The organism is Bacillus sp. HMA207 (assembly GCF_003402455.1).
Classification (GTDB): Bacteria; Bacillota; Bacilli; order Bacillales; family Bacillaceae_G; genus Bacillus_A; species Bacillus_A cereus.
Window position 1 is genome coordinate 681,772 of sequence record NZ_BEZT01000001.1, and the last position, 13,403, is coordinate 695,174.

Below are 13,403 nucleotides of genomic sequence, written 5' to 3' on the forward strand. Positions count from 1 at the left end.
ACATAATGGTAGTGCAGGAGGCGCAGTCTTATGATTAATCAAGAACGTTTAGTAAATGAATTTATGGAATTAGTACAAGTAGATTCTGAAACGAAATTTGAAGCAGAAATCTGCAAAGTATTAACGAAGAAATTTACAGATTTAGGTGTAGAAGTATTTGAAGATGACACAATGGCTGTAACTGGTCATGGTGCAGGTAACTTAATTTGTACTTTACCAGCAACAAAAGATGGTGTTGATACAATTTATTTTACTTCTCATATGGATACAGTAGTTCCTGGTAATGGAATTAAGCCTTCTATTAAAGATGGATATATCGTATCAGATGGTACAACAATTTTAGGTGCGGATGATAAAGCTGGATTAGCATCAATGTTCGAAGCAATCCGTGTTTTAAAAGAGAAAAATATCCCTCATGGTAAAATAGAATTTATTATTACAGTCGGAGAAGAATCAGGTCTTGTTGGTGCAAAAGCATTAGACCGTGAGCGTATTACAGCGAAATATGGCTACGCATTAGATAGCGATGGAAAAGTTGGTGAAATCGTTGTTGCAGCTCCAACACAAGCGAAAGTGAACGCAATTATTCGCGGGAAAACAGCTCACGCTGGTGTAGCGCCGGAGAAAGGTGTATCTGCAATTACTATCGCAGCGAAAGCAATTGCGAAGATGCCACTTGGTCGCATTGACTCTGAAACGACTGCAAATATTGGACGTTTTGAAGGTGGTACACAAACGAATATCGTTTGCGATCATGTACAAATCTTTGCAGAAGCTCGTTCTTTAATTAATGAGAAAATGGAAGCACAAGTTGCGAAAATGAAAGAAGCATTTGAAACAACTGCAAAAGAAATGGGAGGTCATGCAGACGTTGAAGTAAACGTTATGTACCCAGGATTTAAATTTGCTGATGGCGATCACGTTGTAGAAGTTGCAAAACGTGCAGCTGAAAAAATTGGTCGTACACCTTCTCTTCACCAAAGTGGTGGCGGAAGTGATGCAAACGTAATTGCAGGACATGGTATCCCAACAGTTAACTTAGCGGTTGGTTATGAAGAAATTCATACAACAAACGAGAAGATTCCTGTTGAAGAATTAGCAAAAACAGCAGAATTAGTTGTTGCAATTATTGAAGAAGTAGCGAAGTAATGGAAAATAAAAAGCGTGTAAATCAATTATGATTTACACGCTTTTTATTTTGATTCGATTGCTTTGACAAGACGTATAAGCGAATATAAGAAAAACTATGGAAGTATATACGTTGTTGCTACATGTACTAGACGAGGGAATAACCCTAACGTATTCATATTGAAAATCGGAAGTAGTAAATAATTAATTGCAATGATTAATATAACTACAAGGAATGTATAGTTGAGTTTATCCCGCTATTTGCCGGACAGTAAGACCCCTACCTCAAAATTCAGCGAAAGTAAAGAAGTTAGGTGGGGGCCCTGCTGCCCGTAAAAGTCCGATTAGTGAGAGTTGATTAAAGTTTCGATTTATATCGATTATAAAAAAGAACAAGTAATTATTATAACTATTGTGCAAAATTTGATATAATAAAAGAACGAACGTTCTGATTAGGGAGTGAGTACTATGCGAGAAATGTATCCGAAAAATGGTCGCGTTATTTTACATGTAGATATGAATTGCTTTTTCGCATCTGTTGAAATTGCTCATGATCCATCATTACAAGGAAAGCCATTAGCGGTTGCTGGAAATGAAAAAGAGAGAAAAGGAATTATTATAACATGTAGTTATGAGGCGAGGGAATACGGAATACGTACGACGATGCCCCTTTGGGAAGCGAAAAGGTTATGCCCGCAATTAGTTGTAAGGCGTCCTAATTTCACATTATATCGCGAAGCTTCATTTCAAATGTTTCAAGTCCTTTCTCGTTTTACAGAAAAGATACAACCAGTCTCAATAGATGAAGGATATTTAGATATTACAGATTGCTACGCACTTGGTTCGCCTCTTGAAATAGCAAAGATGATTCAACAAGCACTATTAACAGAGTTGCAGCTTCCGTGTAGTATCGGAATCGCTCCAAATCTTTTCCTAGCAAAAACAGCTTCTGATATGAAAAAACCTCTCGGTATTACCGTACTTCGAAAACGTGATATTCCAGAAATGATTTGGCCACTTTCAGTTGAAGCAATGCATGGGATTGGAGAAAAAACAGCTGAAAAATTAAATGAAATTCATATACATACAATTGAACAGTTAGCGAAGGGAGACGAGCATATCATTCGCGCTAAAATTGGCAAGCACGGTATTGATTTACAAAAGCGTGCAAAAGGTACGGATGATAGGGAAGTGGATCCGAGTCAAATGGGCCAACATAAAAGTGTCGGTAACTCGATGACTTTTTCAAAGGATATGGATGAAGAGAAAGAATTACTTGATATGTTAGAACGGTTATCAAAATCAGTGAGTAAAAGATTACAAAAGCGAACCCTTGTTAGTTATAATATTCAAATTATGATTAAATACCATGATAGGCGAACAGTAACACGGAGTAAGCAATTGAAAAATGCAATTTGGGAAGAACGCGATATTTTTCAAGCAGCATCCCGTTTATGGAAGCAACATTGGGATGGTGATTCCGTTCGTTTACTAGGTGTTACAGCTACTGAAATAGAGTGGAAGACAGAATCGGTGAAACAATTAGATTTATTTTCATTTGAAGAGGATGCGAAAAAAGAACCACTACTTGCTGTCATTGATCAAATTAACGATAAGTATGGAACACCGATTTTACAACGAGGTAGTCAACTACTACGTAAGCAAGAGAAGTCGTTTCAACAAAAGTTAGAAAATAAGTTTATGTAGAAGGTGTCATGAAGTAGTAAAATCATGACACCTTTCCTAGTTAACTCGCTTCTAAATTTAAAGAAGTCTTCCATCCAGCTCCAGTAACGCCAGATTCTAATAGCATTCTACTTACTATTTTTTCAATTAAGATAGCCGCATTTGTCTTGCAATGTAATGTAGCCTGTATACACACCTTTTGATTAGAATCTACGTCTTCACTATACAACTCTTTTAAACCGATTCCTTCTGTACTTACCATATGCATAAGTAAAAAACGAATATGTGCTTCATTTTCTTCTGAACAAGTAAGGGAAAGTAAGTAGTTCGTTTGTTCTGGTGATTCTTCTTTTGATTTTTTATTCATAAAAAGAGCAATTGGGCGAAGAAGTATATTTGCTAGTAACACGCCGGCTGCACCTAATATAGCTGCAACGAGGAAACCGGCGCCTGTAAGAGTACCGACAGCAGCTGCACACCATAAAGTAGCTGCTGTATTTAGCCCTCTAATACTAAAACCATCGCGGATAATAACGCCACCCCCTAAAAATCCAATACCACTAACGACTTGAGCAGCAATGCGGGATGGGCTAGCATCATGATCAAGCATGACGGATAATAAAACAAATATACAGGCACCAAGTGATACGAGAGCATTTGTCCGTAACCCAGCCATTCGGTGTCTCCATTGTCTTTCCATTCCAATGCAAGCTCCTACAATAATTGCTATAACTAACCTGAATACAATGTCGTACCATACCATCATGGTCACCTCCATATATAATATGTGTTATGTTTTTTAGAATGAGCGGGGGATACTCATTCTTATTTTTACAACCAGCTATGAAACTTTTTAATATAAAGCTTTTTCAGGAATTGTGTTAAAAAAGCGTAGCCTAATAGTATTCCTACTAACCAAGGGAAATAGTTAAGTGGCAATGCTTGTAAACCAACGGCTGCACCAAGTGGTGAGAATGGAATATAAATCCCGATTGCCATAATAAGAGCGGTTAATAAAACGACTGGTGTTGATGCAGTGCTTTGAATAAATGGAATATTTTGTGTTCTTATCATGTGAACAATTAAAGTTTGTGTTAACAATCCAACGACAAACCAACCGGACTGGAATAATGATTGCTCGCTCGATGTATTTGCACCAAATACATTCCACATGACTACGTATGTGATAATATCAAATATAGAACTAATTGGGCCGATACAAATAATGAAGTTTCGTAAGTTTGCAGTATCCCATTTTCGTGGTTTTTCTAGAAACTCTTTATCCATTTTGTCCCATGGAATAGAAAGTTGTGAAATATCATAAAGTAAGTTTTGAATTAAAAGATGAATGGCAAGCATCGGTAAAAAAGGAATGAAAGCACTTGCTACTAACATGCTAAACACATTACCGAAGTTAGAGCTAGCTGTCATCTTAATATATTTTAAAATATTTCCGAATGTAGTACGTCCTTCTAAAATCCCTGCTTCTAATATAGTTAAACTTTTTTCGAGTAGAATAATATCGGAAGCTTCTTTCGCAATATCAGTAGCAGTATCAACAGATATTCCGACATCAGCTTCACGTAATGCTACAGCATCGTTAATGCCGTCTCCCATGTAACCTACAGTGTGTCCATTTCCTTGTAATGCGTGTATAATACGAGATTTTTGCATTGGATTAAGCTTCGCAAATACAGTCGTTTCTTCGGCAAGTCTTGCTAATGCTTTATCTGGTAAAGAATCAATCTCGTAACCGAGGATTGGTTCGCAGATATCTAATCCAACTTCTTTACAAACCTTTCTTGTAACAATTTCGTTATCGCCAGTTAAAATTTTCACTTGTACACCATGTTTTTGTAATGCTTGAATTGCAGCTGCTGCAGATGGTTTCGGTGGATCTAAAAAGCCGATATATCCAGCGAGAATCATATCAGTTTCGTCTTTTACTGCGTACTCTGTATCATTTATTCTTCTATCTTTTTTATAAGCCACAGCAATAACCCGCATACCCTCACTATTTAGTGTCTCACTTAGTTTTTTGACATTTGAACGTATTTCCTCGGTGAGTGGAACGATTTTTTCATCCACTTCAGTGTAGTTACAAATTGATAAAATTTCTTCTACGGCACCTTTACAAACCATTGTATGTTCACCTGAAATATCCTTTACGATGACTGACATACGCCGGCGGGCGAAATCGAATGGAATTTCATCTAGCTTTTGAAAAGCTGATGGATTAAATGTATTGTTTTCCTCTGTATGCTTAATAACAGCTTTATCTATTAAATTTTTCAATCCAGTTTGATAGAAACTATTTAAATAGGCAAATTGCAAGACGCGATTGCATTCATTTCCCTTGGGATCTAAGTGACGAACAAGGACAACTTTATCTTCTGTTAAAGTTCCGGTTTTATCTGTACAAAGAATGTTCATAGCACCTAAGTTTTGAATAGAATTTAGCTGTTTTACAATTACTTTTTGTTTAGACATGTTAACGGCACCTTTAGCTAAATTAGCAGTTACAATCATCGGTAACATTTCAGGTGTAAGGCCGACAGCGACGGCAATAGCGAAGAAGAAAGCTTCTTGCCAATCACCTTTTGTGAATCCATTAATGAGAAGGACAATAGGTGCCATAATAAGCATGAATGTAATTAAGAGCCAGCTTACTTTGTTTACACCTTTATCAAAGCTTGTTTCTACACGCTTTCCAATTACCTTATTGGCTAAAGAGCCGAAATACGTATCGGTACTTGTTGAGATGACAACAGCTTTTGCGCTACCACTTACAATATTTGTTCCCATGAAACAAAGGTTTTCCATATCGAGTGGATTGTAATTTTTTTTCATGTTTGTCGGTAAGATATGCTTATTTTCTGTATGGTAGCAGTGTTCGTATTTTTCTACAGGAAGTGCTTCCCCTGTTAAAGAAGATTGATTAACAAATAAATCTTTAGCGGATACAATACGCACATCAGCTGGAACGATATCACCGGCTGAAAGGGAAATGATATCGCCAGGTACAAGTTCCTCAATTGGAATTTCTGTTGTGTAATTTCGATTTAAATTCGTTACATTTTTTGTTTCATGTACAAATCCATTTATTCTAAATACGCTCGCAGTTGTTCGAACCATAGCCTTTAACTTATCGGCAGCTTTTTGAGAACGAAATTCTTGGGAAAACCGAATTGTTGCACTAAGTAGTACCATTGCAGATACGACAATTGTTCCTTGCATATCATCCGTGAAAAAGGAGAGTGCTCCAAGAGCTAATAAAACGAAAATAAATGGATTTTTAAATGCCGACAGAAATTGAATGTACCACGGCGCCATTTTATTATGAGCTATTTCGTTCGGACCACATAAAGAAAGTCTACGAGACGCTTCTTGTTTAGATAATCCATCTTGTGTTGTTTCTAAAAGTTTTAACGCAGAGCTTACATCTTGTGTTGCAACCTCCACTAATAATTCGTTATTTGTTTTCATGCTATCTTGCTCATAAGCATGCTTTGTTTCTTGTCTTTGTAAATTAAACATCGGTAGTTCCTCCTCTGTCATGAAGGAGGAAACAATCTGTTACCTAACTATTTGAAATGGTGAGGAACAGTTTCTTTCCTACCTACATGATGAAATATGAATGTAAAACGTATGGGTATATGGGCCGAATCATCAATTGCCAACTGTTCCTCACCTCCGTACAATTTAGTAGTTTCTGAATATGCTATGTTTGTTTCATAGTAAGGTGCATATAGACGTAAAAAGACCTTTACTCAAAACGAGTAAAGGTCTGAATTCGCAGTTAAAAGAGTCCACAACAAAGACTGTTAGTAGACATAAATAAAAACAGTTTTTGTGTATGACAAAATACATGCACCTCTCCCTCGTTGAGTTTTAGCACTGTATAGCATAGGTACTGAAACCAGCTACATTAAAAAAGGCCTTCATTCCGACCTTTCCTGTTGACCCATTGGCGTCTCTCGACATTTTTGGGCAGCAGCGTTTCTCTATACAGGAGCCTCACCTAACAGAGACCATATTCAATTACATGTTGAATGTTAGCACTGTAAAATTGTAGTGTCAATATCTTTTTTATCTGTGTTTTTAAAATATTAAACGGATTTATAATAGATATGTGGGATGAAATGTATGATATTGATTATAAATAATATGAAAAATAAATATTTTTATAAAAGGGGAATTTGTAATGGTACCACAAAATTTTATTATAAATATTGAGAATCAAAAGTGGTTGTTTAATGAGCAGGAAGATTTATGTTCTCACGGGGAAATTTATTTAAATGTGGATGGAACGATTATTACACAAACAGGTATGGATGAGGAATGGGGAATAAGTGAATCAGCTTTAGCTCTGTTACGAACTTTAGATAAAGAATATATTTGTGATATTGAAAATGAAGAGGGGCTTATTTTGCACGGATGTGGCACTATGCTCATGTTAGGATGCCCAATTTCAATTCATTGGACTATAAACCATATAGGTGAAAATGTGGTTTTAAAGGATTTTGTCAAAGTTATTTCTACTGATCAAAAGGCTATATACTATGAAGGGCTTCATATAGAAGTAAATGAAAATGAATATAGAAAACAAATTGTTTCTTTTGCGCTACAGGCAAAAGAATTATTCAATAAATCAAGTGAAAAGATAATTTTAAATGAGTTTGAGCGAAGTATGTATACCGACTTTTGGATGGAATATGATCATTTGTTAAATAAGTATAAATAAAAAAGCACTGTAACCAGTGCTTTTTTATTATAGATTACGAGATTGTAGGGTTTTCAAAAATAACAATCTCTGAACTGTTTGTAGTTGAAACGCGTTGGGCGTAATATGTTAAAGCTGAAGAAATATATGCTGGTAACGTATCATTTGTATGTGATGTTGTATATTCATGGATTAATTCCTTTAAAGTTGTCCATTCTAATTGTGCTGGGTGATCAGACACGAAAGAACTTACCCAGCGATCAAATGAAGATGAAAAATCAGTTTGTAAACGAAATACTTCTTTCATAATAAAACGCTCCCTTAAAATGTAGTATAATTATTTTAACACAAAACACGAACGATAGCTAAATTTTTTGAGTATAACGTTCGTGTTATATAGTTGTCTAGATGTTTGGTTATGTAAATTCAATTTGCCATTTGAAATAACATTCCGTAAGATGAGAGATAGAGTATATTTAGAGCTGGAGGAAAGAAAGTGGAATTTGTATTTTTAGGAACTGGTGCAGGTGTTCCTTCAAAAGGAAGGAACGTTTCAGCAATTGCTTTACAATTGTTAGAAGAACGAGGACAAACTTGGTTATTTGATTGTGGTGAGGCCACGCAACATCAAATATTACATACATCTGTACGTCCGCGCCGCATTGAAAAAATATTTATTACGCATTTACATGGCGATCATATTTTTGGATTGCCTGGTTTATTAGGTAGCCGTTCATTTCAAGGAGGAACTACGCCTTTAAAGGTGTATGGACCGAAAGGAATTAAACAATTTATTGAAGTGGCATTATCGGTAAGTACGACACATGTGAAATATCCACTTGAAGTTGTGGAGATAACAGAAGAAGGTACCGTATTTGAAGATAATGAATTTTATGTAGAAACGAAAAGATTGTCACACGGTATAGAATGCTTTGGATATCGTATTGTAGAGAAAGATATACAAGGTGCTCTTTTAGTTGATAAGTTGCTTGAGATGGGTGTGAAACCAGGTCCAATCTTTAAACGTTTAAAAGATGGTGAAGTAGTTGAATTAGAGGATGGCACGATATTAAATGGAAATGAGTTTATCGGCCCACCTCAAAAAGGAAGAATTATTACTATCTTAGGTGATACGCGATATTGCGAAGCGAGTAGGGAGCTTGCGCAAGATGCAGATGTACTTGTCCATGAAGCGACTTTCGCAGCAGAAGATGAGCAACAAGCGTATGATTATTTTCATTCTACATCTAAGCAAGCTGCGAGCATTGCACTTCAGGCAAATGCGAAGCGACTAATATTAACTCACATTAGTTCTCGCTATCAAGGAGATACATATAAGGAATTATTGAAAGAGGCTAGAGAGTTGTTTTCTAATACAGAAATAGCGACAGATTTGAAATCATTCCCAGTAGAAAAATAATTATTTTGTAAAAAATGGTAACAGCGGGTTACCATTTTTTTATGTCTAAAAAAATTTAAAAATAAAACTGTTATTATTTTATACTTATACTTGGATGATACAGAAAATTAGGATGGTTTGAATATATAGGATAAAAATACGAAATAATGATTATTTAGAAAAACTGTTATATAAGTCAGATGACATACAAGTGATACAAATAGCAGAAATGGACTTTTATTCAGAACTTTTAAAATTCAACAAAAGTAAGCGTTTTATAAAAAACAAGCTATAATGAGGGCAGATTATAATTTATGATAAGCCGCATGTATTTTAGTCATTATCGTAACAAGTGAAGTTGACTAAATCATGAGAGAGTAACACGAGAATTATAATAGGAAAGATATTACTATTATTTGTCATAAGTCTTTTTCACTTTTTAGCTAAACGATATGATTAGCAAGTGTAGCTATTGCGAGTTCCTTAGTAGAAGCTTTTTATTAATAAGGTAGTGGAGATTTAATTGGTACACCACTCTTTAAAAGAGTTCAGAACATCAGCAGGTAGTCTAGGCGGAATAGCGGGTGCAAATTTAGTTGCATTAGCAATGGTTATATCACTTGTTTATGCTATGCTTGCAATGGCTTCTGTGTTAAACTTTGGATTGCTACCAGACTTTATTCTGGATTATCTTGTATCATTTTTAAATGAAAATAATGCTAAGATTCTTATGTATTATGATAACTGGTATTATTTCAGGTTATATTGGATTACTTTTATTCAAAAACTATCCAATTCGTACAGCAGAACAAATTCGTGGTACAACTGGAAAAGCGACAGATGTAGCAGCTTAATAGAATAGTAGAACAAATTTTTTCATAGAGGTTTAGGGGGAGTTATGATGAAGTATCGCTCAGTATTTGATATTATCGGTCCAGTTATGATTGGACCATCAAGTTCACATACAGCAGGCGCAGCAAGAATGGGGCAAGTTGCTCGCCAGCTGTTTCGTCATGAACCAGAAAGAGTAAGCATTTCGTTATATGGATCATTTGCAAAGACGTATCGAGGGCATGGTACGGATGTAGCACTAATCGGTGGAATATTAGGATTTGAAACAGATGACTTACGTATTCCAGAGGCGCTAGAAATAGCAAAAGAGCGCGAAATTGAAGTGGAATTCATTGAAGAAGATGCCAATGCACCTCACCCAAATACAGCGAGAATTCGTTTGTATAAAGGTGAAGATGAAATTGAAGTTGTTGCTTGCTCAATTGGTGGCGGTAAAATTGAAGTTGTAGAATTAAACGGATTCGATCTTCAATTATCAGGCACGAGCCCAGCACTACTTATTGTAAATAACGATCGCTTCGGTGCTATTGCAGCGGTAGCTTCAATCCTTGCGAAACATGAGATTAACATTAGCACAATGAGTGTTTCTCGTAAAGAAAAAGGAAGAAGAGCGCTTATGGTCATTGAAACAGATGAATTATTAGCAGATGAAGTAATTGAAGAAATAAAAGCGCAACAAAATATTTGTCAAGTAACTATTATGGAATAATTGCAGGGGGGACACACCATGTTTCGGAACGCAGCGGAACTAGTGGCGCAAGCTAAAGAACAAAATGTAAAAATCGCAGAAATTATGATTCAATGTGAAATGGAAACAAGAAGTATTTCACGTGAAGAAGTAATTGCTGGTATGGAAAAGAACTTAGTCGTGATGGAGCAAGCAGTAGAACGTGGTATTCGCGGCGTGAAATCACCAACTGGTTTAACTGGTGGAGATGCTGTAAAAGTTCAAGCGTATATGAAGAGTGGAAAAGGCTTATCTGGAGATACGATTTTGGATGCAGTAAGCAAAGCTGTTGCAACAAATGAAGTAAACGCAGCGATGGGAATTATTTGTGCAACACCAACAGCAGGTTCTGCTGGAACAGTGCCAGGTGTACTATTTGCACTAAGAGAAAAATTGCAGCCTACACGTGAAGAAATGATTGAATTCTTATTTACAGCAGGAGCTTTCGGTATGGTTGTTGCGAATAACGCTTGTATTTCTGGTGCAGCGGGAGGATGCCAAGCTGAAGTTGGTTCAGCAAGTGGAATGGCGGCTGCAGCTGCAGTTGAGATGGCTGGTGGAACACAAGATCAAGCAGCTACAGCGATGGCAATTTCATTAAAGAACATGCTTGGTTTAGTGTGTGATCCTGTTGCAGGACTTGTAGAAGTACCTTGTGTAAAACGTAATGCAGCAGGAGCTGCGAATGCGATGATTTCAGCAGATTTAGCATTAGCTGGTGTAACGAGTACAATTCCATGTGATGAAGTAATTGAGGCAATGTTTAGAATCGGACAAACGATGCCAGTAGCACTTCGTGAAACAGCAGAAGGTGGACTTGCAGCAACGCCGACTGGTCGTCGCCTGCAAGAAGAGATTTTTGGGAAGAACAATAACTAAGTGTAATTATAGAAAAAGGAGCTCAAATAAACTTGAGCTCCTTTTTCTATTTTTCTTTTGTTAGTTGTTCTAATGTTTTTCCAAGATTATGTGATCGTTTCGTTGCCTGTGTAATACAAGAAATAAGTGCTTGTTGAAATTTATGTTCTTGTAATACTTCAATACCTGCTTCGGTAGTTCCACCAGGAGAAGTAATTTCCTTTCTCAAAATAGAAGGGTGTTTGTCACTTACTTTTAGCATTTCAGCAGCACCAATCATCGTTTGAAGAATAAGTGATTTTGCAACATCTTCTTTTAAACCAATTTTTTTTGCAGCTTCTTCCATAGCTTCCACTACGTAATAAATATAAGCAGGTCCACTTCCGGATAATGCAGTGACAGCATGCATGTCTTCTTCCTCTACAACAGAGACGAGACCAATCGTTTCAAATAAAGATGTTGCAGTGCGAATATGCTCCGCTGTTGCATGTTTTGAAGGGGAGATAGCGGTAGCTGATTTTAAAATGGCTGCGGAGGTATTTGGCATTGCACGAATAATTGGAACGTCTTTTTGAAGTAGTTTTCTAATTGAGTCAGTAGAAACACCTGCTAGTAATGAAATAATAAGCACGTTATTATTTATGTATTCTTTAAAAGGGGTAAGCGCCTCTGCAACATCCTTTGGTTTCATTGCTAGAAAAAGAATATTTGCATCAGTAAGTAATTCTTTTTTATTATGAGTACCTTTGACACCGTATTTTTTATGTAGCTCTTGTAATCTTGTCTCGTTAGAACGATTACTTACAGTAATTTGTTCACCTTTAACGACATTTGCATGTAACAAGCCACCAATAATAGCTTCGGCAATAGAGCCTGCACCGAGAAAGGAAATGTTTTGAATAGACATGATGTTCCTCCTTTAATTTTGGTTAGAAATTCTTATAAATGTACATACATTCGTTTTTTTATAGGAAACACCTCTTTTTATCTGAAAATAATGACAAATATATATAGAAGTTGTAAACTGAAGAAGTATTCATTTTTGAACCGGAAAGAGACAGGGGGGCTAAGCATGACGGCGATTCACCGAATGGAGATTCCTGTACCATTTGCAGTGGAAACTGTGAATGTGTTTTTAGTTGAGGGGGAGACATTAACATTAATTGATACAGGGACGAATACAGAAGAGGCAAGGAATGCGTTAGAAAGTCAATTAGGTGCATTAGGACATACGATAGAAGATATTGAAACAGTAGTCATTACGCATCATCATGCAGATCATTGTGGACTTTTAAATATATTTTCTGAGAAGACGAATATTATTGGACATCCTTGGAATGAGCCTTGGATTACACAAAATCCAGAATTTTTAAAGCGGTATCATGAATTTTTTAGAGAGACGGCCTTACAGTTTGGTGTGCCAGCAGCATTTTTGAAAGACGAGTCGTTATTGACGACGAGGACACTTAAATATTCTTGTAATAGATCGTTAACGCATACTGTGAGAGAAGGAGATCGTATTGATTCTTTGCCTGGATTTACAGTACTTGAAACACCAGGTCATGCTTCTACTCATATTTCTTTATATAGAGAATCTGATGGAATATTAATTGGTGGAGATGCTCTCATTAGTCATATTTCTTCGAATCCAATACTAGAACCGCCATATGAAGGGCAAACAGAGCGGGCACGCCCATTACTACAATATAATCAAACATTACAGCGTTTAAGCGAAATGAATATTTCACGCATTTTATCAGGGCATGGGGAAGATGTTCTAAATGTGAAACAACTTATTGAAACGAGATTACAAAAGCAAGAAACACGTGCTTTTAAAGTGCTTGAGTTATTAAAGGAAAAACCAATGACAGCATTTGAAGTATGTGTAAAACTATTTCCGGTATTATATAAAGAACAATTACCACTTACTATTTCAGAAACGGTTGGACAATTGGACTATTTAGCATATAATCAACAAGTGATGATTGATGAGTCATCGCAACAATTGATTTATTATGCAAAGTAGGTGA

At 36.2% G+C, this 13,403-nt stretch carries 11 protein-coding genes and 1 riboswitch; of the genes, 7 read left to right on the forward strand and 4 right to left on the reverse strand.

What is annotated here, in order from left to right; genetic code table 11:
* Positions 1 to 30 precede the first annotated feature (30 nt).
* Positions 31 to 1,149 (forward strand): tripeptidase T, encoded by a 1,119-nt coding sequence (locus tag HMAS_RS03770; protein ID WP_000609803.1) that lies wholly within the window; start codon positions 31 to 33, stop codon positions 1,147 to 1,149.
* Positions 1,150 to 1,596: 447 nt separating this feature from the next.
* The gene (locus HMAS_RS03775) at positions 1,597 to 2,835 is read left to right on the forward strand and encodes a DNA polymerase IV (protein WP_001208858.1); all 1,239 of its coding nucleotides are present in this window, start codon (positions 1,597 to 1,599) and stop codon (positions 2,833 to 2,835) included.
* 40 nt (positions 2,836 to 2,875) lie between these two features.
* Here the strand turns inward: HMAS_RS03775 and HMAS_RS03780 are convergent, their stop codons facing one another.
* On the reverse strand, positions 2,876 to 3,577 hold the full coding sequence (locus HMAS_RS03780; RefSeq protein ID WP_000262342.1) for an MgtC/SapB family protein: 702 nt from the start codon (positions 3,575 to 3,577) through the stop codon (positions 2,876 to 2,878).
* Positions 3,578 to 3,645: 68 nt separating this feature from the next.
* A complete protein-coding gene (mgtA, locus tag HMAS_RS03785; protein ID WP_000482685.1) occupies positions 3,646 to 6,351 on the reverse strand; it encodes a magnesium-translocating P-type ATPase in 2,706 nt (901 codons plus the stop codon).
* A gap of 331 nt (positions 6,352 to 6,682) precedes the next feature.
* Positions 6,683 to 6,850: riboswitch (M-box (ykoK) riboswitch) on the reverse strand.
* Positions 6,851 to 7,018: 168 nt separating this feature from the next.
* Here mgtA and HMAS_RS03790 point away from each other — a divergent pair.
* Positions 7,019 to 7,558: a hypothetical protein gene (locus HMAS_RS03790; RefSeq protein WP_000249063.1), complete on the forward strand. Its 540-nt coding sequence runs from the start codon at positions 7,019 to 7,021 to the stop codon at positions 7,556 to 7,558.
* A 34-nt stretch (positions 7,559 to 7,592) separates the two neighbouring features.
* Here HMAS_RS03790 and HMAS_RS03795 read toward each other — a convergent pair whose 3' ends face one another.
* A complete protein-coding gene (locus HMAS_RS03795) occupies positions 7,593 to 7,844 on the reverse strand; it encodes a DUF3932 family protein (protein ID WP_000665709.1) in 252 nt (83 codons plus the stop codon).
* Between the two features lie 189 nt (positions 7,845 to 8,033).
* Here HMAS_RS03795 and rnz point away from each other — a divergent pair, with 189 nt between their 5' ends.
* The 3 genes from rnz to sdaAA all read left to right on the forward strand — a co-directional run bounded on the left by rnz (position 8,034) and on the right by sdaAA (position 11,394).
* Positions 8,034 to 8,957, forward strand: a complete 924-nt coding sequence (rnz, locus tag HMAS_RS03800) for a ribonuclease Z (RefSeq protein WP_000397437.1) — start codon at positions 8,034 to 8,036, stop codon at positions 8,955 to 8,957.
* Positions 8,958 to 9,837: 880 nt separating this feature from the next.
* Entirely contained in the window at positions 9,838 to 10,497 is a 660-nt protein-coding gene (gene sdaAB / locus HMAS_RS03810; protein WP_000877445.1) for an L-serine ammonia-lyase, iron-sulfur-dependent subunit beta, read from the forward strand.
* A gap of 18 nt (positions 10,498 to 10,515) precedes the next feature.
* On the forward strand, positions 10,516 to 11,394 hold the full coding sequence (gene sdaAA, locus HMAS_RS03815; protein ID WP_000489461.1) for an L-serine ammonia-lyase, iron-sulfur-dependent, subunit alpha: 879 nt from the start codon (positions 10,516 to 10,518) through the stop codon (positions 11,392 to 11,394).
* A 46-nt stretch (positions 11,395 to 11,440) separates the two neighbouring features.
* Here the strand turns inward: sdaAA and proI are convergent, their stop codons facing one another.
* A complete protein-coding gene (gene proI / locus HMAS_RS03820) occupies positions 11,441 to 12,280 on the reverse strand; it encodes a pyrroline-5-carboxylate reductase ProI (RefSeq protein ID WP_000027250.1) in 840 nt (279 codons plus the stop codon).
* Positions 12,281 to 12,445: 165 nt separating this feature from the next.
* Here proI and HMAS_RS03825 point away from each other — a divergent pair, with 165 nt between their 5' ends.
* Complete coding sequence (locus HMAS_RS03825; RefSeq protein WP_000125119.1) at positions 12,446 to 13,399, forward strand: MBL fold metallo-hydrolase; 954 nt, start codon at positions 12,446 to 12,448, stop codon at positions 13,397 to 13,399.
* Positions 13,400 to 13,403: the final 4 nt, after the last annotated feature.